Here is a 25075-nt window from a genome sequence, read left to right as displayed (position 1 = left end):
TATTGAATTTCCTTTTCGTAGCGAATGTGTGACCGTCATGACAAGACACAAGAGACCATCACAAGCCGGAGGTGACCGCCGATGACCGACCAGCAGCCCCTCGCCCGCCCGAGCGCGCCGTGGATGCTCAGCCTGGATGCCTGGTTGGCCGACTGGGCGGGCACCGACTCGTCGCGCGCGGCGGTCGCCCGGACGCTGTCGCAGGTCGGCCAGGCGTGCCGCGACATCGCCCATGTGGTCGCCCAGGGGCCGCTGGCCGGTGCGCTCGGCGATGCCACCGGGGCGGCCAATGCCGACGGCGACGCCCAGACCACCCTCGATGTGCGCGCCAACGACCTGCTGCGCGACGCGCTGGCTCAGGCGCCGGTGGCCTATTTCGCGTCGGAAGAAGAAGAAACGGTCCAGACCCTGGCCGAGGACGGCACGATCGCCGTCGCCGTCGACCCGCTCGACGGTTCGTCGAACATTCGCGTCGACGTGTCGGTGGGCACGATCTTCTCGCTTTACCCGGCCAAGCCCGGCGACCCGACCGGCAGCCTGCTGCGCCCCGGGCGCGAGCAACTGGCGGCGGGCTATGTGATCTATGGCCCGCACACCGCGCTGGTGTTGACCGTGGGCGCGGGCGTCGACCTGTTCGTGCTCGACCCGCGCGACGACACCTTCAAGTGCGTCAAGCAGGGGCTGGCGATCCCGCCGACCACCAGCGAGTTCGCCATCAACGCTTCCAACTACCGGTTTTGGGCGACGCCGGTGCGCGCCTTCGTCGACGATTGCCTGGAGGGCACCGAGGGACCGCGCCAGAAGAACTTCAACATGCGCTGGATCGCCTCGATGGTCGCCGACGCGCACCGCATCTTCACCCGCGGCGGCGTCTTCCTCTACCCCGCCGACAGCCGGCCGGGCTATGCCAAGGGCCGCTTGCGCCTGCTCTATGAGGCCGCGCCGATCGCCTTGTTGACCGAACAGGCGGGCGGCGGCGCCACCGACGGCATGGAACCGATCCTTGATCTTGCGCCCGATCATTTGCACGCGCGGATTCCGCTCATATTCGGTTCGCGGGAAAAGATCGATCGGATCGCAAAATATCACGCCGACCCCAGTTTGGTGCAGGACGTGTCGCCGCTGTTCCGCGAGCGCGGTCTGTTCCGCAAATAATCGGCGCCGCCCGATCCCCCCTCTGCCCAGCCCTTAAGAGTGAGCGTTCATGTCGGTAAAGCACCCCATCATCTCCGTCACCGGCTCGTCCGGGGCGGGCACCTCGACGGTCAAGCACGCTTTCGATCAGATCTTCCGGCGCGAGGGCGTCACCGCCGTGTCGATCGAGGGCGACGCCTTCCACCGCTATAACCGCGCCGACATGAAGGCCGAACTGGCCCGGCGCACCCAGGCCGGCGACCATACCTTCAGCCATTTTTCGATCGAGGCGAACTGTTTGGAGGAGTTGGAGGCGGTGTTCCGCGCCTATGGCGAGACCGGCGCCGGCAAGACCCGCCACTATGTGCATTCGGCCGACGAAGCCGAGTGTTACGGCGTGCCGCCGGGCCATTTCACCGACTGGGAGGAGATGGCGCCGGGCAGCGACCTGTTGTTCTATGAGGGCCTGCACGGCGCGGTGAAGACCGACCATGTGGACGTGTCCGCCCATGCCGACCTGAAAATCGGCGTCGTGCCGGTGATCAATCTGGAGTGGATTCAGAAAATCCACCGGGACAAGGCGGCGCGCGGCTATTCCACCGAGGCGATCCGCGACGTGATCCTGCGCCGGATGCACTCTTATGTGCACGTGATCTGCCCGCAGTTCACCCGCACCGACATCAACTTCCAGCGCGTGCCGGTGGTCGACACCTCGAACCCGTTCGTCGCCCGGTGGATCCCCACCGCCGACGAAAGCGTCGTGGTGATCCGCTTCAAAGACCCCAAGGGCATCGACTTCTCCTACCTCACGTCGATGATCCAGGGCAGTTGGATGAGCCGCGCCAATTCGATTGTGGTCCCGGGTGGCAAGCTCGACCTGGCCATGCAATTGATCCTCACGCCGATGATCCGGCGGCTGGCCGAACGCGGCCGGCGCGCCCGGCTGGAGGCCGACAAGACGCCCGCCTGACGGCGGTGACAAGACCCCGACGCCCTGCCCCAGGGATATGAGACAGGACCGAAAGGAGACGCGCTATGGCGCTGATTAGTTTGCGACAATTGCTGGACCACGCCGCCGAGCAGGGCTATGGCGTGCCGGCCTTCAACATCAACAATATGGAACAGGGTCTGGCGATCCTTCAGGCCGCGGCCGAAGTGGACGCGCCGGTGATCCTGCAGGCCTCCAAGGGCGCGCGCAACTATGCCGGCACGGTGATGCTGCGGGCGATCGTCGGCGCGCTGGCCGAGCAGTATCCGCGCATCCCGATCTGCCTGCACCAGGACCATGGCAATGACGAGGCCACCTGCCTGAGCGCCATTCAAGGCGGCTTCACCTCGGTGATGATGGACGGCTCGCTCGAAGCCGACGCCAAGACGCCGGCATCTTACGACTATAATGTGGACATCACCGGCCGGGTGGCGCGCATGGCGCACTGGGTCGGCGCGTCGGTGGAAGGCGAGTTGGGCTGCCTCGGCTCGCTGGAGACCGGCATGGGCGACAAGGAAGACGGCCACGGCGCCGAGGGCAAGCTGTCCGAGGACCAGTTGCTGACCGACCCCGACGAGGCGGTGCAATTCGTCCGCGCCACCCATGTGGACGCCCTGGCGATCGCCATGGGCACCAGCCACGGCGCCTACAAGTTCACCAAGCAGCCGACCGGCGAGGTGCTGGCCATGCGCGTGGTCGAGGAAATCCACCGCCGCCTGCCCGGCGTCCATCTGGTGATGCACGGCTCGTCGTCGGTGCCGCAATATCTGCAAGACCTGATCAACGCCCATGGCGGCGAGATGCCCCAGACCTTCGGCGTGCCGGTGGAAGAGATCGAACGCGGCATCCGCCACGGCGTGCGCAAGGTCAATATCGACACCGACTGCCGCATGGCGATGACCGGTGCCATGCGCAAGCTGGCCCAGGACAAGCCCACCGAGTTCGATCCGCGCAAGTTCATGATCCCGGCCATGGCCGAGATGCAGGCGCTGTGCCGCGACCGGTTCGAGCGCTTCGGCGCGGCCGGCCAGGCGTCCAAGATCCAGCCGCTGTCGCTCGAACAGATGGCCAAGCGATATGCTGACGGCGCCCTCGACCCGCAGATTTCGGTCGGTGCCGCGGCCTGAGCCCCTCCCCTCTCGACAGAGCATAGGAAGAGACCCATGGAAGGTTCCAGCGATACCCCGGTGACCGGCGCCGAGCGCTACAAGGCCGGCGTCCTGAAGTACGCCCAGATGGGCTATTGGGTACCCGACTATGAGCCGCGCGATACCGACATCATCGCGCTGTTCCGGATCACGCCGCAGGACGGCGTCGACCCGATCGAAGCCGCGGCGGCGGTGGCCGGCGAATCCTCCACCGCCACCTGGACCGTGGTGTGGACCGACCGGCTGACCGCGGCCGAGAAGTACCGCGCCAAGGCCTATCGCGTCGACCCGGTGCCGAACGCCGAGGGCCAGTACTTCGCCTATATCGCCTATGACCTGGACCTGTTCGAGCCCGGCTCGATCGCCAACCTGACCGCCTCGATCATCGGCAATGTGTTCGGCTTCAAGCCGTTGAAGGCGCTGCGCCTGGAAGACATGCGCCTGCCCGTGGCCTATGTGAAGACCTTCCAGGGCCCGGCCACCGGCATCGTGGTCGAGCGCGAGCGGCTCGACAAGTTCGGCCGGCCGCTGCTCGGCGCGACCGTCAAGCCCAAGCTCGGCCTGTCGGGGCGCAACTATGGCCGGGTGGTCTATGAGGCGCTCAAGGGCGGCCTCGACTTCACCAAGGACGACGAGAACATCAATTCGCAGCCGTTCATGCACTGGCGCGACCGGTTCCTCTATTGCATGGAGGCGGTCAACAAGGCGCAGGCCGAGACCGGCGAGGTCAAGGGCACCTATCTCAACGTCACCGCCGGCACCATGGAGGAGATGTACGAGCGCGCCGAATTCGCCAAGGAACTGGGCTCGTGCATCATCATGATCGACCTGGTGATCGGCTATACGGCGATCCAGTCGATGGCCAACTGGGCGCGCAAGAACGACATGATCCTGCACCTGCACCGGGCGGGTCACTCCACCTACACGCGCCAGAAGAGCCACGGCGTCAGCTTCCGGGTGATCACCAAGTGGATGCGCCTGACCGGCGTCGACCACATCCACGCCGGGACCGTGGTCGGCAAGCTCGAAGGCGATCCCGCGACCACCAAGGGCTATTACGACATCTGCCGTGAGGAGTTTAACCCCATGGCGCTGGAAAACGGCCTGTTCTTCGATCAGGACTGGGCGAGCCTGAACAAGGTCATGCCGGTGGCCTCGGGCGGCATCCATGCGGGCCAGATGCACAAGCTGCTGCATCATCTGGGCGAAGACACGGTGTTCCAGTTCGGCGGCGGCACCATCGGCCACCCGATGGGCATCGCAGCCGGTGCGACCGCCAACCGGGTGGCGCTCGAAGCCATGGTGCTGGCCCGCAACGAGGGTCGGGACTATCTCAACGAAGGCCCGGAAATCCTCCAGGCGGCGGCGCGCCACTGCCAGCCGCTGGCCCAGGCGCTTGAGGTCTGGAAGGACGTGACCTTCGACTACACCTCGACCGACACGCCCGACTTCGTGCCCACGCCGACCGCTTCGGCCTGATCGTCAATCCGTGCGGCGCCGGCGAGGCTCAGGCCTGTGCCGGCGCCCGGTTTCCCCTTCATCTGGAGAACGGCAGATGCGCGTTACCCAAGGTACCTTTTCCTTCCTGCCCGACCTGACCGACGAGCAGATCACCAAGCAGGTCCAGTATTGCATTGACAATGGCTGGGCGGTGAGCCTGGAGTTCACCGACGACCCGCACCCGCGCAACACCTATTGGGACATGTGGGGCCATCCCATGTTCGACAATCCGGACGCGGCGGCGCTGATGACCGAACTCGCCGCGTGCCGTAAGGCCTATGGCGATCGCTACATCCGTGTGGTCGCGTTCGACGCCACCCACGGTTGGGAGTCGGTCAAGCTCAGCTTCATCGTCAACCGGCCGACCGACGAGCCGGGCTTCCGGCTCAACCGGATGGAGATGGAAGGGCGCAAGATGCGCTACGCCACCTTCCCCTATTCGGCCGACCGCCCGGCGGGCCAGCGTTACCAGTAGCGCCCAGAAACGCCCAGTAACGCCCAGAAACCGCAGCGACACCCGCCCTCCCCCTGTCGCGTGCCTGCCAGCGCGGCAGGGGGAGGCACCCGCCGTCCAGGACGGCGGGCAAATGCGCCGGCGGTCCCCCAAGATCGCCGGGCCACTCCAGATCGCCCGGAGCGCCAAATCGTTTGACCCGGTCCGGCCCGGTCCGGCCCGCACTGCCCCGATCCGAACCGCCCCCGACCACAGGATGCCCCAGCCGATGACCGACGAGACCGCCCTGCCCGACACGTCGCCCGAACCCCCGCGCGAAACCGCGGTCGACCTGCGCCGGGAAATGGCCGACAGCGGCGTGCAGGACATTCTCGACCAACTGGACCGCGACTTGATCGGGCTCAAGCCGGTCAAGCAGCGGCTGCGCGAGATCGCCGCCCTTCTGGTGGTTGAAAAGGCCCGCCAGCGTCTGGGGCTCGCCCACGACACGCCGACCCTGCACATGAGCTTCACCGGCAATCCCGGCACCGGCAAGACCACGGTGGCCATGCGCATGGCAAGCATCCTGCACGGCTTGGGCTATATCCGCCGCGACCATGTGGTCACCGCGACCCGCGACGACCTGGTCGGCCAATACATCGGCCACACCGCGCCCAAGACCAAGGAAATCCTCAAGAAGGCCATGGGCGGCGTGCTGTTCATCGACGAGGCCTATTATCTCTACCGGCCCGAGAACGAGCGCGACTATGGCCAGGAAGCGATCGAGATCCTGCTTCAGGTGATGGAAAACCAGCGCGACGACCTGGTGGTCATCCTGGCCGGCTATGGCGACCGCATGGACAAGTTTTTCGCCAGCAATCCCGGCTTCCGCTCGCGCATCGCCCACCATATCGACTTCCCCGACTATGGCGAGGAGGAGTTGTTCGCGATCGCCCGCCACATGCTCGACGACATGAATTATCATCTGACACCGGCGGCCGAGACGGCGCTGGCGGAGTATATCGCGCTGCGTCGCGCCCAGCCGCATTTCGCCAACGCCCGATCGCTGCGCAACGCGCTTGACCGCGCCCGGCTGCGTCAGGCAAAGCGCATCTTCGAGACCGCCCAAGGGCCGGTGGACGCCGACGCACTGTCGGCCATCGACGCCGCCGATATCCGCGCCAGCCGGGTCTTCTCCGGCGGGCTCGACGCGCAACCCAGCAGCGGAGACCGCCCATGACCGCCACCTTCGACCGCCGCGTCAAGATCGCGCCTTCGATCCTGTCGGCCGACTTTGCGGCCTTGGGGCCCGAGTGTCGCGCCATCGAGGACCAGGGCTGCGACTGGGTTCATGTGGACGTGATGGACGGCCATTTCGTGCCCAATCTGACCATCGGCCCGGCGGTCTGCGCCGCCCTGCGCCCGCACATCCGCACGGTGATGGACGTGCACTTGATGATCGCGCCGCCCGAGCCGCTGGTCGACGCCTTCGTCGACGCCGGCGCCGACATGCTGACCGTCCACGCCGAGGCCACCGACCATCTCGACCGGCTGGTGGCGCAGATCCGCGAGCGCGGCGCCAAGGTGGGCGTGGCGCTCAACCCCGCGACGCCCGAAGAGGCGGTGCGCTATGTGCTCGACAAGATCGACATGGTGCTGGTGATGTCGGTCAATCCGGGCTTCGGCGGCCAGTCCTTCCTGGCCTCCCAGGTGGACAAGATCGCCCGGCTGCGCGCCCTGATCGGCGACCGGCCGGTGCACATCCAGGTCGACGGCGGCATTTCGCCCAAGACCGCCGGCCAGGTGGTCGCCGCCGGCGCCGACGTGCTGGTGGCGGGCTCGGCCGTGTTCAAGGGCGGTTCGGTCGACCAGCCGGCGGTCTATGGCGACAATATGCGCGCCATCCGCGCGGCTTGCGAAGCCCAGGCCGGCGCCGCCTGAACGCACCGCTCCCCTCCCACACAACACCGCGCTTGCCATGCCGCGCCGCGCCGCCCCAAGGCGGCGTGGCTTAAGCTGCGTCGGCCCCTGCGGTCGGTCTCGGCGCAGACCAGCGCCCTTGGGCAGATGCTGTGCCCATGGGCGCTTGACGCCAGCGGCCAGAATCACGTACCCCTTGTAATGCTCATCAAGACCGGCTGAGGGACGGGCCCTTTGACGCCGGGGCAACCACCGGAGCGATACCGCCAAGCCGACGCGGGTCGTGGATCGGAAAGGTGCCAACTCCTGCGGAAGCGCCAGGCGGCGCGACCCGAGAGATGAGGCGATAGAGACACCCCGTCTCGCGCTTTACTCCGCAGAGTCTTGAGAGCGACAAGGCTCGTCGGCGCGGAGGACAGCATGACCCTGGACATCTCGACAGATACCGCTTCGGCCAATACCGGCATTCGCCACGGCGATCTGCGCCGGACCATGACCGGGGACGGATCGGGCGCGATGGCCAGAGCCCCGGGCGCAACCACGCAGCACAACTGGGTCGCCCGCGACGTCACCCTGCCCCTGCCCGCCGATTTCACCCTCGACAGCGGCGAACGCTTGAGCGAGCCATGGCTGACCCTGCGCATCACCCGCGGGGCGCAGGTGGCCGACGACGCGCCCCTGGTGGCGGTTGCCGGCGGCATTTCCGCCGGCCGGGTGGTCGCCCGCGACGCCGGCGCCAACGCCCCCACCGCCTGGTGGGCGGAAGTGGCGCGCCCGGGCGGCGGCGTCGACCTGGATGCCGTGCGCATGTTGTCGTTCGACATGCTGCCCAATGCCGGCGAAACCGCCACCACCATCACCACCAACGACCAGGCGCGCGCGCTTGCCGCCGCTCTCGACGGCCTCGGCGTCGAGCGTCTGGCGGCCTATATCGGCTCGTCCTATGGCGGCATGGTGGGCCTGGCCTTCGCCGCCGACCATGGCCACCGGCTCGGACGGCTGGCGGTGATCTCGGCCGCCCACCGCCCGGACGCCACCGCGACCGCCTGGCGCGGCATCCAGCGGCGCATGGTGCGCTTCGGCCTCGACCATGGCGACCCCGAAGGCGGCCTGGCGCTGGCCCGGCAACTGGCCATGACCACCTACCGCGCGGCCAACGAACTCGACCAGCGCTTCGACTGTACGGCCCAGGGCGCGCACGCCGGCGACCCGTTCGACGTCTGCGAGTATCTGATCGCGCGCGGCGAGGCGTTCTGCAAGGTGATGGCCGCCGAACGGTTCCTGACCTTGTCCGACAGCCTGGACCGGCACCGGGTCGACCCCGCGGCGATCGACGTGCCGACGCTGCTGATCGCCGCGCGCACCGACCGGCTGGTCAGCCCCGACGCCATGGTCTGCCTGGCCGCCCGCACCAAGGGGTCGAGCCGCTATTGCGTCATCGACACGCCCTATGGCCATGACGCCTTTCTCAAGGAGCCCGAGCAGATGAACCATCTGCTCGGCCAGTTCCTCGACGAGGTGCTGGCGGCCGAAGCCCCGGCGCGCGCCGCCGCGTCATGACCGACGATCTCCGCGCGCCGGGCGTCCCCCCGGCAACCGACACAGCGGCCACCGGCACGCCCGCTACCGACACATCCGCCGCCTCTCACCGCCCCGCCGCCGGCCATGGCGGCGCGGCGCGGGACGGCTGGTCGGGGCGGACCCGGGCGATCAACACCGGCATCGCCCGCGACCCCGGTTTCGGCGCCGTGGTGCCGCCCTTGCACCTGTCCAGCAACTATCGCTTCACCGAATGGGGCACGGTGCCGGACTATGACTATGCCCGCTCGGGCGGCCCCACGACCGCGGTGCTGGCCGAGACGTTGGCGGCGCTCGAAGGCGGCGCCGGGGCGGCGGTGACCGCCTCGGGCATGGCGGCGATCACCTTGTTGCTCGCGCCCCTGCCCGCCGGCGCGCGGGTCGCCGTGCCCCATGACTGCTATGGCGGCACCTACCGGCTGATGGAAGCCAAGCGCCGGCGCGGCCATCTGGATGTGGTCTATATCGACCAGACCCGCGCCGACGCCGGCCAGTTGGGCGCGGGCGTCGACCTGATCTTTCTGGAAACGCCGTCGAACCCGCTGATGCGGCTGGCCGATATCGCCGCCTGGGCCGAAGTGGCGCAGACCGTGGGCGCGGCGCTGGCGGTGGACAACACCTTCCTGTCGCCGGCGCTGCAACGCCCGCTCGCCCACGGCGCCGACCATGTGGTGCACTCGACCACCAAATACATCAACGGCCATTCCGACGTGATCGGCGGCGCGCTGATCAGCGCCGATGCGGCGGCGGCCGAGGACTATGCCTGGTGGGCCAATTGCCTGGGGCTGACCGGCGGCGCCTTCGACGGCTATCTGACCCTGCGCGGCGTGCGCACGCTCTACGCCCGCTTGGCGCAAGCCCAGGCGAGCGCCGAGGCGCTGGCCGCCTGGCTGGCGCAGCACCCGGCGGTGGCGCGGGTCCACTATCCGGGCCTGCCCGACCACCCCGACGCCGCCCTGGTGCGCCGCCAGCAAGCCGGCCCCGGCGCCATGATCAGCATCGACCTGGCCGGCGGGCTGGCGGCGGCGCGCCTTGTCGGCACGTCGGTGCGCTTGTTCACCCTGGCCGAATCGCTCGGCGGCGTGGAAAGCCTGATCGCCCACCCCGCGACCATGACCCACCGCGCCATGGATGCCGAGGCGCGCGCCCGCGCCGGCCTGTCGGACGGGCTGCTGCGCCTGTCCATCGGCCTCGAAGCCGAGGCCGACCTGCGCGCCGACTTGGACCAGGCCCTGGCGGCGGCGGCTTAGGCCGGCGGCGTCAAGGCGCGGGCCAGCGCCGCATCCCAGCCGGCCAGCAGCCGGTCGCGCTCGCCCGCGGCCATGGCGGGGGTAAAGCGGCGCTCGGAAACCCAGGCGCGCGCGGCGTCGTCTAAGCTGTCGAACAGCCCGCCGCCGACCCCGGCGAGCAAGGCCGCGCCCAAGGCCGTGGTCTCGGTCACCGCCGGGCGGTCGACGGTGGTGCCCAGGACATCGGCCAGGAACTGCGCGAACCAGTCATTGCCGGCCATGCCGCCGTCGATGCGGATGGTCTGCGCGCGCGCCCCGCAGTCGGCGGCCAGGGCGTCGACCAGGTCGCGGGTCTGGTAGGCGACCGCTTCGAGTGCGGCGCGCGCCAGATGTGCCGGCCCGGTATCGCGGGTCAGGCCGACCAACAGCCCGCGCGCCTCGGCGTCCCAGTGCGGCGCGCCCAGGCCGGTGAAGGCGGGCACCAGATAGACGCCTTGATTGTCGGGCAGTTGCGCGGCCAGGGCAGCGCTTTCGCCGGCCGAGGCGATCAGCCGCAAGCCGTCGCGCAGCCACTGGATCGTCGCGCCGGCCGCGAAGATCGACCCTTCGAGCGCATAGTCGACCCGGTCGCCGACCTGAAAGGCGATGGTGGTCAACAGCTTGTGCGCCGAGGCTTGGGGGGCGGCGCCGGTGTTCTGCAACAGGAAGCAGCCGGTGCCATAGGTGCTTTTGACCGTGCCGGGGGCCAGGCACGCCTGGCCGATGGCGGCCGCCTGCTGGTCGCCCGCGCTGCCGGTGATCGCCAGGTCGAGCCCGGTCTGGTCGGGCCGGGTGTGGCCGAAATCGCCGGCATTGGGGCGCACCTCGGGCAACAGCGAGACCGGCACGTCGAACAGGGCGCACAACTCCTCGTCCCAGCTGCGGCGGTGGATGTCGAACAGCGAGGTGCGCGAGGCGTTGGTGATGTCGGTGGCGTGCAGGCCGCCGGTCAGCTGCCAGATCAGGAAGCTGTCGATGGTGCCGGCGGCCAGCTCGCCGGCCCGCGCCCGCGCCCGCGCGCCCGGCACCTGGTCGAGCACCCAGGCGATCTTCGAGGCCGAGAAATAGGGGTCGAGCAGCAACCCGGTGCGCGCCGCCACCAAGTCCTCATGGCCGGCGGTCCGCAGCGCGCGCGTGGTCTCGGCCGTGCGCCGGTCCTGCCAGACGATGGCGCGGTGGATCGGCCGGCCGCTCGCCCGCTCCCACACCACCACGGTCTCGCGCTGGTTGGTCAGGCCGAGGGCGGCGGGCACCGCCCCGGTGGCGCGGACGGCGCGCACGGTTTCCTGCAACACCGCCAGGCTGTCGGCCCAGATGCGTTCGGCGTCGTGCTCGACCCAGCCCGAGCGCGGATAGTGTTGCGGCAGTTCGCGCTGCGCCTGGGCCAGGATCTCGCCCGTGGGCGCGAAGGCGATGGCCCGGCTGCTGGTGGTGCCTTGGTCGAGGGCGATCAGACAGGGCGTGGTGGCCATGGGGACCTCCGCTGGTTAGGGTCGGGGCGACCGGCACCGGGGGCTCGCCGTCGGGTGCCGGTCTTGCACGGTGAAATGGTTTTTCGATCCTTCCGCACAGGCCCCGGTTTCAGGTCTGGAAGTGGATGCGAACATGCGCTATCGTTCACGATTGGCCAAAAGAGGCTTATTTTATGTCGCGGAAATTGGATTTGGCCCGTTTTGAGGAGCTGTTGATGCGCATGAAGTCGGAGATCGAAGCCGACCACACGGCCTCGGCCGAGAGCCGCGAGACCGTCGAGCTGGACCAGAGCCGGGTCGGCCGCCTGTCGCGCATGGACGCGCTGGCGGCGCAGGCCATGTCGTCGGCGGTCGCCGAACGCCGGCGCACCGCCCTGCGCCGCATCGAGGCGGCGTTGGCGCGCATCGACGAGGGCGAGTTCGGCTATTGCCTGCACTGCGGCGACCCCATCGACGTGCGCCGGCTCGACCTCGATCCGGCGACGCCCCTGTGCGTGACCTGTTCGCGCGACCATGACGGGTCGAGCCGCTAGGACGCCGGCGCCACGGGGTCGGCGCCGAACGCGCCCGCCGCCGCCAGGGCCTCGATGCGCTCGGCCGAAAAGCCCCAGTCGCTGAGCGCGCTGAGCGTGTCGGCGCCGGGCTTGGGCGCCGGCTTGGGCGCCGCCGCCGGGGTGGCGCTGAACCGTGGCGCGGGCGCAGGCTGGACCACACCGTCGACCGTGACGAAGCTGCCGCGCGCCTGGTTGTGCGGGTCGGCGGGCGCTTCGGTGTAGCGCAATACCGGCGCCACACAGGCGTCCGAGCCGTCGAACAAGGCGGTCCAGGCGGCCCGGTCGCGGCGGCGGAAGGTTTGGGCAAACAGCGCCCGCATGGCCGCCCAGGTGGCCGGATTGTACTGCTGTTGCACCGCCTCCTGGTCGGCGACGTCCAGAATGGCCACCAGGGTGGCGAAGAACGCCGGTTCGAGCGCGCCGACCGCCATATGGCCGCCGCACGCGGTCTCGTAGACGGCGTAGAACGGCGCGCCGCCGTCAAGCAGATTGGCGCCGCGTTCGGGTCGCCAGAAGCCCTGGGCGGCATAGCCGAACACCGGCGCCATCAGGAGCGCCGAGCCCTCGACCATGGCGGCGTCGACCACCTGGCCCTGCCCGGTCGAACGCGCGGACACAAGCGCGGCCAGCAGCCCAAAGCCCAGCAGCATCGCCCCGCCGCCGAAATCGCCGACCATGTTGAGCGGCGGCACCGGCGCGCCGCCCGCCTCGCCCACCGCCGCGAGCGCGCCCGACAGCGCGATATAGTCGATATCGTGGCCGGCGGTGTGGCTGCGCGGGCCGGTCTGGCCCCAGCCGGTCATGCGCCCGTAGACCAGCGCCGGGTTGCGCGCCAGGCAGGCGTCGGGGCCGAGGCCCAGGCGCTCCATGACGCCGGGGCGGAAGCCTTCGACCAGGGCGTCGGCCTCGGCGATCAGGTCGAGTGCCGCGGCCGCGCCGGCCGCGCACTTGAGGTCGAGGGCGACCGACCGCCGGCTGCGGTTGAGCACATCGGCCTCGGGCTTGAGCGGCAAAAACCCCGCCGACCCCTTGCCCGGCCGGTCGATACGCACCACATCGGCGCCCATATCGGCCAGCATCATGGCGCAGAACGGCCCCGGGCCCAAGCTCGCGATCTCGACGACCCGCAGGCCGGCTAGTGGTCCGCCCATGGCAGCCCTCCCCCGTTGGGCGCGCCCGCGTTGCGTGTGCCGGTGCGCCTGTTATCGTTGCCGCCCATCATAACGGCCGCGACGACCACGCCAAGCGGTGGCTGTCGCGTCGGCGGTGTCAACCCGGCCGCCCTCGCCGACCCCAGTCAGGAGTATGCGCCCCATGCGTTCGCAGAAAATCACCTTTCCCGGCAGCCAGGGCGAGCTGGCCGCCCGGCTCGACCTGCCGGTGGGCAAGCCGCGCGGCTATGCCCTGTTCGCGCATTGTTTCACCTGTTCGAAGGACATTTTCGCCGCCAGCCGGATCGCCCGCGAGATGACCGCCATGGGGCTCGCCGTGCTGCGCTTCGACTTTACCGGGCTCGGCATGAGCGAGGGCGAATTCGCCAGCACCAATTTCAGTTCCAACGTGGACGATCTGCTGACCGCCGCCGCCCATATGCGCGAGACCCTGGCGGCGCCGAAGATCCTGATCGGCCACAGCCTGGGCGGTGCCGCCGTGCTTGCCGCCGCCGGCGACATCCCCGAGGTCCAGGCGGTCGCCACCATCGCCGCGCCCTTCGATCCGGCCCATGTGAGCCACCATTTCGCCGACAAGGTGGCCGAGATCGAACAGGCCGGCGAGGCCGAGGTGACGCTCGCCGGCCGGCCGTTCCGGGTCCGCCGCCAGTTCCTCGACGATATCCGCAGCCAGGACCAGGCGAGCCGGGTCGCCAATCTCAAGAAGCCGCTGGCGATCTTTCATTCGCCGATCGACAATCTGGTCGGCATCGAGAATGCGAGCGAGATCTTCCGCCACGCCAAGCACCCCAAAAGCTTCATCTCGCTGGACAAGGCCGACCATCTTCTGACCCGTGCCGAAGACGCCGCCTATGTGGCGCGCACGCTGGTCGCCTGGGCGCAGGCTTATGTGGACGGGCTCGACACGCCGGCGCTCGCCGGACCGCTGCAGCCGTCGCTCGACCATGTGGTGGTGTCGGAGGCGGCGCCGGGGCGGCTGACCCAGGTGGTCAACGCCGCCGGCCACCGGCTGCTCGCCGACGAGCCCGAGGCCATGGGCGGCGACAATGCCGGGCCGTCGCCCTATGACCTGGTGCTCGCCGGGCTCGGCGCCTGCACCACGCTGACCGTGCGCATGTATGCCGAGCGCAAGGGCTGGCCGCTGACCCGCGCGTCGGTGCGCCTGCACCACGAAAAGATCCACGCCCAGGATTGCGCCGACTGCGAGACCCGGTCGGGCAAGGTCGACCTGATCCGGCGCCAGGTGGCGCTCGAAGGCGAATTGAGCGACGACCAGCGCGCCAAGCTCATGGAGATCGCCGACAAGTGCCCGGTTCACCGGACCTTGCACAGCGAAGTGAAGGTAGAGACCGAAGAAGCGCGATAGTCCGTGCGGGGATAGCCGAGGGCGGCGGCGGGTGCCCGGCCGGCACCGGTCGCACCGAGGGCGCCGCCTCAGCCCTCGGCCCTCGGTCTTCGGCCCTCAGAGCCCGCAGCCCCCAGCCCTCGGCCCTCAGCTTTCGACCCGGGCGCCCGACAGGCGTTTTTCCAGGCGGCCGCGGTCGGCCGGGTCGATGCGCACGGTGAGATGCTGGCGGCCGTCATCGTCGCTGCGCTGGTCGAGCACATCGCCATGGCGGTGCAACCAGGCGCGGGTCTCGCCGTCGCCGGGCTCCAGGGTCACCTCGACCACGGTGTCGGCGGCGCCCAGGATCGCGTCGATCCGGTCGGCGAGCGCGTCGAGGCCGGCACCGGTCGCCGCCGATACCGCCGCCACGCCGGGCGTGCCCGCGTCGGTTCCGGTGTCGCCGCGCTCGGCGGTCGCCTGCCAGCGTGTCGCCTCGTCGGCGTCGAGCAGGTCGATCTTGTTGGCCACCTCCAGGATCGGCGGGCCCTGCTCCTCGCCCGGGTCGACGCCCAGGTCGCGCAGCACGGCGAGCACGTCGGCGCGCTGGGCCTCGGTCTCGGGGTGGGCCACGTCGCGCACGTGCAGGATCAGGTCGGCGGCGGTGACCTCTTCCAGGGTGGCGCGGAACGCCGCGATCAGGTCGGTGGGCAGGTCGGAGATGAAGCCCACCGTGTCCGACAGCACCACCCGTCGCCCCGGGCGCAGGTCGAGCCCGCGCATGGTCGGGTCCAGGGTGGCGAACAGCAGGTCGGCGGCAAAAACCCCGTTGCCTTCGATCATATGGTTGAACAGCGTCGACTTGCCGGCGTTGGTATAGCCGACCAGCGCGATCACCGGATAGGGCGCCTTGCGCCGCTGTGCGCGGTGCAGCAGGCGGGTGCGGGTCACGCCGGCCAGTTGGCGGCGCAGCTTGGCGATGCGGCCGTCGATCAGCCGGCGGTCTTCTTCGATCTGGCTTTCGCCGGGGCCGCCGATGAAGCCCAAGCCGCCGCGCTGGCGTTCCAGGTGGGTCCAGGAGCGCACCAGCCGGCTGCGCTGATAGCCCAGATGGGCCAGCTCCACCTGCATCTCGCCCTCGCGGGTGCGCGCGCGTTCGCCGAAGATCTCCAGGATCAGGCCGGTGCGGTCGATCACCTTGGCCTTGAGCGCGCGTTCGAGGTTGCGCTGCTGCACCGGCGACAGCGCGGTGTCCATGACCACCAGTTCGATCTCGGCCGCGGCCACCAGGGCGGCCAGTTCGTCCACCTTGCCGCTGCCCAGGAACGTGCCCGGCCGCACCCGGTCGAGCGCCACCAGCCGGGTGTCGGCCACGTCGAGCGCGATGGCGGCGGCCAGGCCCACCGCTTCGGCCAGCCGGGCGTCGGGCGAGCGCAAGCCAGCGCCGCCAGGCGCGCCGGTGTCGTGCTTGAGATAGGGATGAACGATCAAGGCACGCGCCCCGGTGGTGACATCGGCCACCGGGGCGTCGCTATCGGGAAGAAAACTTTTCAGCGCCATGAAGGGTTGGTTCGCCGCGTCGTTGCAGGCCGATCCTGGCGGCCGGCCATGCGGCGCGCGACGACCGGATCATTCATCGGGTTTTTCCGGCTCGAACAACTGCACCGGGCCGGCGGGCATCACCGTTGAGATGGCATGCTTGTACACCAACTGGCTTTGCCCATCACGGCGCAACAACACGCAGAAATTGTCGAACCAGGTGATGAAGCCCTGAAGCTTGACCCCGTTGACGAGGAAGACCGTGACAGACGTTTTCTGCTTGCGCACCGCATTCAGGAACACGTCTTGTAGATTTTGTGATTTTTCGGACATGACTCGTCGCACTTCTTTTTGTTGCTCTTTCGGGAACTTTAATCGTTCTCGGTCGCTTTGCCCAGTCATTTCGGGGCTTGTGGGGACACCACGCCGCAGCAGGTGCAGCCACCGATCCCACACCCGTCTCAATATGCGCATGGCCGGGGGGTGGCACAACCCCAAGGCCCGCATACGGGTCGGTTAGGCTTGCCAATAGCGGCGGATGAAGAAACTGGCGATCAGGGCCGGTTCCACCCGCCCGGCGATCATCAGCACGCACACCAGGGCGCGTTGCAGGCCGTCGAGGTCGCCGAACCCGGCCCAGCCGGGGTCGATGGAAAAGGCGATCGGGCCAGCCGTCGCGACGCTGGCGATGACCACGGCGACGGTCTCACGATAGCTGAGCCCGGTGAAGCTCAATACCAAGGAGGCGATGGAAAACGCACCGAGGATCGCCAGAAATGCTTGCCAAACACCGCCCAAGTCTCGGTCGCGGTCGATGGCCCGGCCGGCATAGCGCAGGCGGAACACCCGGTTGGGGTGCGCCAGACGGCGCAATTCCAGGTCCGCCTGACGGAACAGAAGAAGAACGCGCATGACCTTCAAGCCGCCGGCGGTGGACGCCGTGCAGCCGCCGGTGAGCGCCAGCACCGCCATCAGCAGCCCGACCGCCGGCCGGTCCTGCAGGAAGGCGGCGTCGGGCAGCCCGGTGGTCGAGATCGCCGCCACCGCATGGGTAAGCGCGCGGTCGAGCCGGGCGAGCCAACCGGCAAAACCGCCCTCGCCGTCGCCGAGCAACACCGCAAACAGCCCGGTGGCGGCGAACACCAAGCCCGCATAGCCGCGGATTTCCGGGTCGCGCAGCCAAACCCGCCAGGTCGCGCGCTCGAACATGCGCCACAACAAGGTGAGGTTGGTGCCGGCCAGGAAGGTGGCCAACAGCAAGAGCGGCCCGACCGCGCTGGTGATCGCGCCGCCGGTCATGGCGGTGCCCGGCCCGTCGGGGCCCGGCATGGGATAACCGGCGGTGGCGACCGCCTGAAACGCGCCGATCAGCCCGCCGCGCAGGCCGGCGCCACCGACCCACAGCGCCACCCAGACGATGCCGGTAAAGCCCACATAGATCCAGGCCAGCGGCGCGGCCACATGCACCAGCGTGCCGGTGAGATTGTTGCTTTCGCCGCGAATCACGCCGCTTTGAGTGAGGCGCATGCCGCCCACATTGAGCACGCTGAGCACCGCGGCGACCATCAACAACGCCGCATAGCCGCCGAGCCACGCCATTTCGGCGCGCCACAGCAGCACCGGGTCGGCCAACTGGCCGGCCGGCGCCAGTGTCGCTGCGGTGGTGGTGAATGCCGAGACCATCATGAAATAGCCGGTTCCGGGCCCGGCGACACCGCTGAGCAGCAGCGGTAGCGCGGCGACCGCCGGCACGGTGGCGAAGGCGAGCACCGGCATCGCCAGCGCAAACCGGCGGCTGCGCCCCGGCACGCCGCTGGTCACGCCGCGAAACGCCACCAGCACCAGGCCGCCAACCGCCGCCGCACCGACCAGCCCGCCGGCAAAGCCCGCCGCCAGGTCGGGCCCGCCCAAGAGCGCGTCGAGCAGCGGCAGCACCATGGCGCCGGCGACAATAAGAAAGGCCCAGCCCAGAATCTGGGCGATCTGTCCAAGGCGCACGGTGGCCGCTCCCCTGTCCGTCTAGAAGAATTCAAGCCGAACCGAGAACAATTGCTCGACCTTGGACACCGCCTTGGGCTCGGCCAGCATGATCACCCGGTCATGGGCCTGGAACTCGGTGTCGGGATCGGGGGCGAGCACCCGGCCGTCGCGGACCACGGCGCCGACGATCACGCCATCGGGCAGCTTGCCGGTCTCCACCGTCTTGCCGGCCAGGGGCGAGGTCTCCATCACCTCGGTGTCGAGCACCTCGACCGCGCCGCCCCACAGGCTTTGCACGGCCCGGATGCGGCCCTTGCGCACATGTTGGAGGACCCGGCTGACCGTGGTTTCGCGCGGGTCGACCACCACGTCGAGGCCGAGCGAGCCCACCAGCGGGCTGTAGACCGGGTTGTTGACCAGGGCGATTGCCCGGTCGCAGCCCTGGCGCTTGGCCAGCAGCGCCGAGAGGATGTTGGTCTCGTCGTCATTGGCGGTGGTGACGATGGTTTCGGTGGCGCGCACATTGGCCTCGCGCAGGATGTCCATGTCGAGCGCGTCGCCGTGCAGCACCACCGTGCGGTCGAGCGCGTCGGCCACCGCGCCGGCGCGATCCTCGTCCTTTTCGATCACCTTGGCGTTCACATAAGGCGCGCGGTCCTCGATCATCTGGGCCAGGAACAACCCCACATTGCCGCCGCCGGCGATGATGATGCGGCGCGCTTCCTGTTCCTTGTGGCCGAGGGTGTCCATGGCGCGCGCGACGCTATCGGGCGGCACGGTGAAATAGACCGAGTCGCCGGCCTCGAAATGGTCGTCGCCGGTGGGCAGGAAGATGCGTTCCTCGCGCCGGATCGCCAGGGTGCGCATGCTCAGGCTGGGGAACAGTTCGGTCAGGTGGCGCAGCGGCGTCAGCAGGATCGGACAATCCTCGGGCAGCATGACGCCAACCACCCGCACCGCGCCCTCGGCGAGCGCGATCATGTCGAACGCGCCGGGCACTTCGAGCCGGCGGAAGATCGCTTCGGCCACCTCGCGTTCGGGCGAGATGATCACGTCGATGGGCATGCTGTCGCGGGTGAACAGGTCGCTATAGGCGGGCTGAAGATAGGCCTGGTTGCGCACCCGGGCGATCTTGGTGGGCACCTGAAACAGCGTGTCGGCCACCTGGCACGCGATCATATTGACCTCGTCCGACCAGGTGACGGCGATCAGCAATTCGGCGTCCTCGGCGCCGGCCTGGTCCAGCAGGGCCGGATCGCTCGCATAGCCTTCGATCGCCTGGACGTCGAGGCTGTCCTGGATCTTGCGGATCAAGTCGCCCGACCGGTCGATGACCGTGACGTCGTGCTGTTGGTCGGACAGGTGCCGGGCGATGTTGAAGCCCACCTGCCCGGCGCCGCAGACGATGATTTTCATGACGGATGGCTTTCTGAGAGTGTCGCTTGCTGGCCCGGCCCTGCCCGGCGCGCCGGTCGAGGGCCGCGCCGGGGCTGGCTCAGGCGTCGCGCCCGCGGATCACGCCGGTCAGCCCCAGCGTCTTGAGCTTGCGATGCAGGGCCGAGCGTTCCATGCCGATAAAGCTGGCGGTCTTCGACACATTGCCGCTGAACCGATTGATCTGAATACGCAGATACTCCCGCTCGAAGGCCTCGCGCGCTTCCCGCAAAGGTGCGGTCATGATCGACATTTCATGGTCCGGACGCAAGAGGTCGGCGCTGTCGCCGGCCAGTTCGGGCGGCAGCATCTCCAGGGTGATTTCATCCTGCGCGTCGCCGAGCATGATCAACATCCGCTCGACCACATTCTTCAACTGGCGCACATTGCCGGGCCATTCATAGGCCTGGAGCGCGGCCATGGCGGCGTCGTCGACGCGCGGCCGGGCGCGGCCGGCGGTCTGGCCGATCAGGTCGAGGAAGTGCTCCACCAGTCCGGGGATGTCGTCGCGCCGCTCGGCCAACGCCGGCACCGCGATCGGCACCACGCTCAGCCGGTGGAACAGGTCCTCGCGGAAGCGGCCATGGGCGACCTCGCTGCGCAGATCGCGGTTGGAGGCGCTGACCACGCGCACGTCCACCTGTACGCGCCGGTTGCCGCCGACCCGCTCGAAGGTCTGCTCGGTCAGCACGCGCAGGATCTTGGCCTGGGTGTGGCCGGGCATGTCGGCGACCTCGTCGAAGAACAGCGTGCCGCCATTGGCCTGTTCGAACAGGCCGGTCTTGACCAGGCGGCCGCCGGCCTCGATGCCGAACAGCGCCTCTTCCATGCCTTCGGGCTCGATGCTCGCCGCTGCGGCGACCACGAACGGCGCCTGAGCCCGGCGCGAGCGCGCGTGCAGCAGCCGTGCGGCCACTTCCTTGCCGGCGCCCGGCGGGCCCTGGATCAGCACCCGGCTGTTCGATGGCGCCACCTTGTTGATCGCCTGGCGCAGCGTGTTGATGGACGAGGACTGGCCCAGCAGTTCCAGGTCCAGGCCGGCGCGGCGCTTGAGCTCGGCGTTCTCGCGGCGCAGCCGCTCGGCCTCGCTCGCGCGTTCGACCACATACAGCAAGTGGTCCGACTTGAACGGTTTTTCGATGAAATCGGTGGCCCCCTTCTTGATCGACGCCACCGCCGTTTCCACCGAGCCATGGCCCGAGATCATCACCACCGGCAAGTCGGGATACTCATGCTTGACCCATTCGAGCAGGGCGAGTCCGTCCATCTCGCTGTCTTGCAACCAGATGTCGAGGATCACCAAGCTCGGCAGACGGCTGACGATTTCGGCCGAGGCTTCCTGGGAATTGGCGGCGGTCCGCGCCTGATGGCCTTCGTCTTCCAGGATGCCGGAAACCAGATCGCAAATGTCCGCTTCGTCGTCGACGACCAGAATATCAAGCGCCATGGTGGGGGCGGGGCCTCTCTACTGATGGGGCGTCGGGCTCGGACGGCTGGGTCGCGGGCCCGGCGGACTCGGCTCGGGTGTCGGTTCGCGCGGTCCCGGCGCGCGGGGGCTCCGAGCGGCCGGGTGTCGCGGGGGGGTCGTTGGTCTCGCCGCGATCCTCGGCCGCCTTGGCGATGCGCTTATGCAATGCCGCGTGGGCGATTTCCAGTCGCACGCTGGCGCCGCCGTCGCGCCGGTTGTCCAGCAACAGGCGCCCGCCATGTTCTTCGACGATCTTCTTGACGATCGCCAGGCCGAGGCCGGTGCCCTTGGCGCGCGTGGTCACATAGGGTTCGGTCAGCCGGTTGCGCTGCTTGGGCAGGCCGAGGCCGTTGTCCTCGACGCGCAGGATCGTCAGCCCCTCGTCCTGGGACAGCGAGACATGGATCGCGCCTTTGGCCGGCTGGCGGCCGGCTTCCTTGTCGCGCGCGATCCGGGTGGAAATGGATTCGGCGGCGTTTTTCATGATGTTGGTCAACGCCTGCGACAGCAGCCGGCCGTCGCAGGTCAGCATCACCGCGCCCTCGGGCTTGTCCAGCGTCAGCGCGATACCGGGCGTTGTCACTTCCTGCAGGAACACCGACTGGCGCACCACCTCGGCCACATTGGTCGGTTCGTAACGTGGCGCGGGCATGCGGGCGAACGACGAGAATTCGTCGACCATGCGGCGCAGATCGTCCACTTGGCGGATGATCGTGCCGGTACATTTCTCGATGATATCGGTGTCGCGGGCCGGCGCGTCGCCCTGCCCGGCAGCGGCGGCACCGAAGCGCCGCTTGAGCCGCTCGGCCGACAATTGGATCGGCGTCAGCGGGTTCTTGATCTCATGGGCGATCCGCCGCGCCACGTCGGCCCAGGCGGCGTTGCGCTGGTCGACCAGTTGATCGGTGATGTCGTCGAAGGTGAGCACGAAGCCGAGCACCGTGCCGTCCTGGTTTTGCACGGTCAGGCGCGCCAGCAGCACCCGCTCGCCGCTGCCGCGCTCCACGGTCACGTGGCTTTGCGCGGTGCACTCGCGGGCGTCGAGGGCGTCGGTGAGCAGCCCGGCCATTTCCGGCACCACATCGCCCAGATGCGCGCCCACCAGGGTCTCGGCGTCGCTTTCGAGCAATTGGCAGGCCGAGCGGTTGGGCAGGTGGATGGTGCCGTCGGCGCGCAGGCCGATGACGCCCGCCGACACGTCGCCCAGCACCGCTTCGAGGAACCGGCGGCGTTCGTCCAGTTCGCGATTGGTGTCCACCAACTGGGTCTGCTGCTGTTCCAGTTGCCGGGTCATGCGGTTGAAGGCGCGGCTCAACATGCCCAGTTCGTCGTCGCCGATGCGCCCGCCGACCCGGGCCGCCAGATCGCCCCGGCGCACCCGTTCGGCGGCGCCCACCAGGTTGGAGATCGGGTTGACCAGGCGGTCGGCGACCAACAGCCCGATCAGCATGGCGACCAGCATCAAGACCACCGCCACGGTGACGAAAATCATGTTAAACTGCAGGTGCAGGCCGCTGCGGCTGCCCTCCAGATTGGCGTACTTCTCCACCGCCGAGCGCGCCTTGGAGACATGGTTCAGCACCCGGCTGTCGATGTGCCGGCTGGCATAAAGGAACACGTCCGCCATGGCGTTGGGTTTGATCAGCCCGAACACCTTGTTGTCGTTGGTGTTGGTGGCGACCACCAGGCGCCCGGTCTCGGCATAGGCGAGCAGGTCTTCAGGCACCCGGTTGGTGGCGATGTCGAGGCCTTGCTGGTTCCACTTGGCGAGCACCCGGCCGCGCTGGTCGCCGGTGCCGTAGAACACGATCACCTCCGACAGCGACCGCGCCAGCGCTTGCTGGCGGATGAACTGCTGCATGCGCACGTCGGGGTTTTCCTGCAGCCACAAGGTGGAACTGTCCAGATCCGACGACATCAGCGAGATATCGAGGCGTAAGCCCTCGCGGTGTTCCTCCATATAGGCTTCGGCGACCGCCAGGCTGTTGTGCACGGTGTCGCGCACATTGCGGCTGAACCAGGCCTCCAGGCCGTACTGCAGGAACAGCGCCGAGGCCAGGGCCATGAACGCCGGCGGCACCGCGGCGATGGCCGAGAACAGCACCGCCATGCGCACGTGCAGCCGAGACCCCGCCGAGCCCTGGCGCCGGTCCACCCACACCTTGACGATGCGACGACCGATCAACAGTGTCAGCGGCAACAGCAGCAGCAGGTCGAGCGTCAACAGTGTCGACACCAGATCGGTCTGCGGATTGCCTGGGTCGGGCTGGCTCGACATGGCGGCATAGGTAGCCAGCCCCGACAGCAGCGCCAACGCCGCCAGGGTCGCTTCCAGCGGCAGGCCCACCTGCCAGCGGCGCAGGCGAGCGCCCAGCGACCGGTCGGCCGGCCCGGTGCGTTCCGGCGTGGTCGCGGCGGCGCTGGCGGAAGCCGGCAACGCGCTCCGCGTCGCGGTGCAATGATCCAAGGTGCGCGGTTCCTTCCTCAGCGGGCCAATCTTAGCAGGCCAGTCTCAGCGGGCCGGTCTTAGCAGGTCGGTCTTAGCAGGTCGGGCGTCCCGGCGGCGGCCCGTGCGGGCCGGGCCGCGCGGGTGCGGCGCCCCGGCCTTCGGTACTGTTACATAAACACAACAGTGCCGCCAGGGTGCCACGGTCGTCAACCGTCTCGATGGTCGGTCGCCGACAGATCGAGCGCGCGGATCTTCTTGCGCAGGGTATTGCGGTTGAGCCCGAGGATCTCGGCGGCGCGCAACTGGTTGCCCCGGGTGGCGCCGAGCGCCAGTTCGATCAGCGGCGCCTCGACCTCGGCGAGCACCCGGGCATAGAGCCCCGGCGGCGGCAGACCGTCACCATGGGAGGCGAAATAGCGCGCCAGATGGGTGCGCACCGTGTCGCCGAGCCCCATGGCCTCGGCGTCCCTGGTCTCGGCCGTCCCCACTGCCGGGCTGGCCTCGGCCAGTTCCTCTGCCACCACGTCGGCGCCGAGCACATCCTGGGGGTAGAGCGCGGCGAGCCGGCGCATGAGGTTTTCAAGCTCGCGCACATTGCCCGGCCAGCGGTGGCGCTTGAGCGCCGCGACGGCGCCGTCGTCGAGGCGCTTGCGCGGCAGGCCGTCGTCGACCGCGCGGGCCAGGAAATGGCCGGCCAGTTCCTCGATATCCTCCAGCCGGTCGCGCAGCGGCGGCACCCGCAGCGGCACCACATTGAGCCGGTAGAACAGATCCTCGCGAAAGCCGCCGTCGCGGATCAGCCGGGTCAGGTCGCGGTTGGTGGCGGCGACCACGCGCACATCGGTGCGGCAGCGCTCGGCGCCGCCGACGCGGGTATATTCGCCCTGCTGCAACACGCGCAGCAACCGGGTCTGGGCGTCGAGCGGCATGTCGCCGATCTCGTCGAGGAACAGCGTGCCGCCCTCGGCCTGGGCGAAGCGGCCCTGGGCGCGCTGCACGGCGCCGGTGAAGGCGCCCTTTTCGTGGCCGAACAGGTCGCTTTCGATCAGATCCTTGGGGATCGCCGCCAGATTGACCGGCACGAACGGGCCGGCCTGGCGCTTGCCCAGATCGTGCAGCGCCTGGGCGACCAGTTCCTTGCCGGTGCCGGACTCGCCGGTGATCAGCACGGTCAGGTCGGTGGCCATCAGCCGCGCCATGGCCCGATAGAGCGCCTGCATGGCGCTCGACCGGCCGAGCAACGGCAACTCGTCGCCGCCGCCGGGGCCGCCCGCCACCGGTCCGCCCCCCTGTTCGAGCGCCCGGCCGATCACCGCGGTCACATCATTGATGTCGAACGGTTTGGCCAGATAGTCGAAGGCGCCGCGTTCGGTGGCCTTGACCGCCGTGGCCAGGGTGTTTTGGGCGCTGATCACCACCACCGGCAGGTCCGGGCGGCGTTGGGCGAGGGTTTCGAGGATGTCGAGGCCATTGCCGTCGGGCATCACCACGTCGAGCACGGCCACATCGCCGGCGCCGGTTTCGACCGCCTGCATGAGCGCGCGCACGGTGCCGAACAGCCGCACCTCGAAGCCCGAGCGGGCCAGCGCCTTGTCGATCACCGTGCGGATCGCGCGGTCGTCGTCGGCGACCAGGATGCACGGCGCGCCGCCGGGGCGGGGGCGCACCGGATCGCCGACGACGGGGGGGGCGGCGGGTCGATCGGACGCGGGTG

The 25075-nt window shown here is 69.1% G+C and carries 20 protein-coding genes and 1 riboswitch; of the genes, 11 read left to right on the top strand and 9 right to left on the bottom strand.

Annotated elements, in window-relative coordinates; all coding sequences use genetic code 11:
• The first annotated feature begins 81 nt into the window (after positions 1–81).
• From EV659_RS01130 to EV659_RS01090, 9 genes are all read left to right on the top strand, one after another.
• On the top strand, positions 82–1155 hold the full coding sequence (locus EV659_RS01130; protein ID WP_132706689.1) for a class 1 fructose-bisphosphatase: 1074 nt from the start codon (positions 82–84) through the stop codon (positions 1153–1155).
• A 49-nt stretch (positions 1156–1204) separates the two neighbouring features.
• Entirely contained in the window at positions 1205–2104 is a 900-nt protein-coding gene (locus EV659_RS01125; protein WP_132706687.1) for a phosphoribulokinase, read from the top strand.
• 65 nt (positions 2105–2169) lie between these two features.
• Positions 2170–3249 (top strand): class II fructose-bisphosphate aldolase, encoded by a 1080-nt coding sequence (fba, locus tag EV659_RS01120; protein WP_132706685.1) that lies wholly within the window; start codon positions 2170–2172, stop codon positions 3247–3249.
• A 36-nt stretch (positions 3250–3285) separates the two neighbouring features.
• Positions 3286–4749 (top strand): form I ribulose bisphosphate carboxylase large subunit, encoded by a 1464-nt coding sequence (locus tag EV659_RS01115; RefSeq protein WP_132706683.1) that lies wholly within the window; start codon positions 3286–3288, stop codon positions 4747–4749.
• Positions 4750–4825: 76 nt separating this feature from the next.
• Positions 4826–5245: a ribulose bisphosphate carboxylase small subunit gene (locus EV659_RS01110; RefSeq protein WP_132706681.1), complete on the top strand. Its 420-nt coding sequence runs from the start codon at positions 4826–4828 to the stop codon at positions 5243–5245.
• A 247-nt stretch (positions 5246–5492) separates the two neighbouring features.
• On the top strand, positions 5493–6443 hold the full coding sequence (gene cbbX / locus EV659_RS01105; RefSeq protein WP_132706679.1) for a CbbX protein: 951 nt from the start codon (positions 5493–5495) through the stop codon (positions 6441–6443).
• Entirely contained in the window at positions 6440–7144 is a 705-nt protein-coding gene (gene rpe, locus EV659_RS01100; RefSeq protein WP_132706677.1) for a ribulose-phosphate 3-epimerase, read from the top strand. Before cbbX ends, rpe begins: the two co-directional genes overlap by 4 nt.
• A 181-nt stretch (positions 7145–7325) precedes the next feature.
• Positions 7326–7468: riboswitch (SAM riboswitch) on the top strand.
• Between the two features lie 75 nt (positions 7469–7543).
• A complete protein-coding gene (gene metX, locus EV659_RS01095) occupies positions 7544–8683 on the top strand; it encodes a homoserine O-succinyltransferase MetX (protein WP_132706675.1) in 1140 nt (379 codons plus the stop codon).
• Positions 8680–9951: a PLP-dependent transferase gene (locus EV659_RS01090; RefSeq protein WP_132706674.1), complete on the top strand. Its 1272-nt coding sequence runs from the start codon at positions 8680–8682 to the stop codon at positions 9949–9951. Before metX ends, EV659_RS01090 begins: the two co-directional genes overlap by 4 nt.
• Here the strand turns inward: EV659_RS01090 and glpK are convergent.
• The gene (gene glpK / locus EV659_RS01085; RefSeq protein ID WP_132706672.1) at positions 9948–11441 is read right to left on the bottom strand and encodes a glycerol kinase GlpK; all 1494 of its coding nucleotides are present in this window, start codon (positions 11439–11441) and stop codon (positions 9948–9950) included. The two genes, EV659_RS01090 and glpK, sit on opposite strands and share 4 nt — an antisense overlap.
• Positions 11442–11614: 173 nt before the next feature.
• On the opposite strand from glpK, the gene EV659_RS01080 reads away from it, so the two are divergent.
• Positions 11615–11974 carry a TraR/DksA family transcriptional regulator gene (locus tag EV659_RS01080; protein ID WP_132706670.1) on the top strand — a complete coding sequence of 120 codons (360 nt, stop codon included), beginning with the start codon at positions 11615–11617 and terminating at the stop codon, positions 11972–11974.
• Here EV659_RS01080 and EV659_RS01075 read toward each other — a convergent pair.
• The gene (locus tag EV659_RS01075; RefSeq protein ID WP_132706668.1) at positions 11971–13146 is read right to left on the bottom strand and encodes a CaiB/BaiF CoA transferase family protein; all 1176 of its coding nucleotides are present in this window, start codon (positions 13144–13146) and stop codon (positions 11971–11973) included. The two genes, EV659_RS01080 and EV659_RS01075, sit on opposite strands and share 4 nt — an antisense overlap.
• 163 nt (positions 13147–13309) lie before the next feature.
• Here EV659_RS01075 and EV659_RS01070 point away from each other — a divergent pair, with 163 nt between their 5' ends.
• Positions 13310–14533, top strand: coding sequence for a bifunctional alpha/beta hydrolase/OsmC family protein (locus EV659_RS01070; protein ID WP_132706666.1), 1224 nt, complete (start codon positions 13310–13312; stop codon positions 14531–14533).
• Positions 14534–14659: 126 nt separating this feature from the next.
• Here the strand turns inward: EV659_RS01070 and hflX are convergent, their stop codons facing one another.
• The 7 genes from hflX to ntrC form a co-directional block, all read right to left on the bottom strand.
• On the bottom strand, positions 14660–16051 hold the full coding sequence (gene hflX / locus EV659_RS01065) for a GTPase HflX (protein WP_132706664.1): 1392 nt from the start codon (positions 16049–16051) through the stop codon (positions 14660–14662).
• 69 nt (positions 16052–16120) lie between these two features.
• A complete protein-coding gene (hfq, locus tag EV659_RS01060; RefSeq protein WP_132706663.1) occupies positions 16121–16363 on the bottom strand; it encodes an RNA chaperone Hfq in 243 nt (80 codons plus the stop codon).
• Between the two features lie 183 nt (positions 16364–16546).
• A complete protein-coding gene (locus EV659_RS01055; RefSeq protein WP_132706661.1) occupies positions 16547–18028 on the bottom strand; it encodes a potassium transporter TrkG in 1482 nt (493 codons plus the stop codon).
• A gap of 21 nt (positions 18029–18049) precedes the next feature.
• Complete coding sequence (gene trkA / locus EV659_RS01050) at positions 18050–19426, bottom strand: Trk system potassium transporter TrkA (protein WP_132706659.1); 1377 nt, start codon at positions 19424–19426, stop codon at positions 18050–18052.
• Between the two features lie 79 nt (positions 19427–19505).
• Complete coding sequence (gene ntrX / locus EV659_RS01045) at positions 19506–20891, bottom strand: nitrogen assimilation response regulator NtrX (RefSeq protein ID WP_132706657.1); 1386 nt, start codon at positions 20889–20891, stop codon at positions 19506–19508.
• Entirely contained in the window at positions 20881–23379 is a 2499-nt protein-coding gene (locus EV659_RS01040) for a sensor histidine kinase NtrY-like (RefSeq protein WP_132706656.1), read from the bottom strand. Before EV659_RS01040 ends, ntrX begins: the two co-directional genes overlap by 11 nt.
• A 188-nt stretch (positions 23380–23567) precedes the next feature.
• The gene (ntrC, locus tag EV659_RS01035; protein ID WP_132707147.1) at positions 23568–25028 is read right to left on the bottom strand and encodes a nitrogen regulation protein NR(I); all 1461 of its coding nucleotides are present in this window, start codon (positions 25026–25028) and stop codon (positions 23568–23570) included.
• Between the last annotated feature and the right edge of the window lie 47 nt (positions 25029–25075).

Origin of the sequence: Rhodothalassium salexigens DSM 2132 (assembly GCF_004341375.1) — a bacterium.
In the GTDB taxonomy this organism is placed as follows: Bacteria; Pseudomonadota; Alphaproteobacteria; order Sphingomonadales; family Rhodothalassiaceae; genus Rhodothalassium; species Rhodothalassium salexigens.
This window is presented reverse-complemented; position numbering and strand designations above follow the sequence as displayed.

Bases quoted from the DNA above. Each gene is read 5' to 3' on its own strand.
- EV659_RS01130 (WP_132706689.1), top strand. From the start codon at position 82: ATGACCGACCAGCAGCCCCTCGCCCGCCCGAGCGCGCCGTGGATGCTC.
- EV659_RS01125 (WP_132706687.1), top strand. From the start codon at position 1,205: ATGTCGGTAAAGCACCCCATCATCTCCGTCACCGGCTCGTCCGGGGCG.
- fba (WP_132706685.1), top strand. From the start codon at position 2,170: ATGGCGCTGATTAGTTTGCGACAATTGCTGGACCACGCCGCCGAGCAG.
- EV659_RS01115 (WP_132706683.1), top strand. From the start codon at position 3,286: ATGGAAGGTTCCAGCGATACCCCGGTGACCGGCGCCGAGCGCTACAAG.
- EV659_RS01110 (WP_132706681.1), top strand. From the start codon at position 4,826: ATGCGCGTTACCCAAGGTACCTTTTCCTTCCTGCCCGACCTGACCGAC.
- cbbX (WP_132706679.1), top strand. From the start codon at position 5,493: ATGACCGACGAGACCGCCCTGCCCGACACGTCGCCCGAACCCCCGCGC.
- rpe (WP_132706677.1), top strand. From the start codon at position 6,440: ATGACCGCCACCTTCGACCGCCGCGTCAAGATCGCGCCTTCGATCCTG.
- metX (WP_132706675.1), top strand. From the start codon at position 7,544: ATGACCCTGGACATCTCGACAGATACCGCTTCGGCCAATACCGGCATT.
- EV659_RS01090 (WP_132706674.1), top strand. From the start codon at position 8,680: ATGACCGACGATCTCCGCGCGCCGGGCGTCCCCCCGGCAACCGACACA.
- glpK (WP_132706672.1), bottom strand. From the start codon at position 11,441: ATGGCCACCACGCCCTGTCTGATCGCCCTCGACCAAGGCACCACCAGC.
- EV659_RS01080 (WP_132706670.1), top strand. From the start codon at position 11,615: ATGTCGCGGAAATTGGATTTGGCCCGTTTTGAGGAGCTGTTGATGCGC.
- EV659_RS01075 (WP_132706668.1), bottom strand. From the start codon at position 13,146: ATGGGCGGACCACTAGCCGGCCTGCGGGTCGTCGAGATCGCGAGCTTG.
- EV659_RS01070 (WP_132706666.1), top strand. From the start codon at position 13,310: ATGCGTTCGCAGAAAATCACCTTTCCCGGCAGCCAGGGCGAGCTGGCC.
- hflX (WP_132706664.1), bottom strand. From the start codon at position 16,051: ATGGCGCTGAAAAGTTTTCTTCCCGATAGCGACGCCCCGGTGGCCGAT.
- hfq (WP_132706663.1), bottom strand. From the start codon at position 16,363: ATGTCCGAAAAATCACAAAATCTACAAGACGTGTTCCTGAATGCGGTG.
- trkA (WP_132706659.1), bottom strand. From the start codon at position 19,426: ATGAAAATCATCGTCTGCGGCGCCGGGCAGGTGGGCTTCAACATCGCC.
- ntrX (WP_132706657.1), bottom strand. From the start codon at position 20,891: ATGGCGCTTGATATTCTGGTCGTCGACGACGAAGCGGACATTTGCGAT.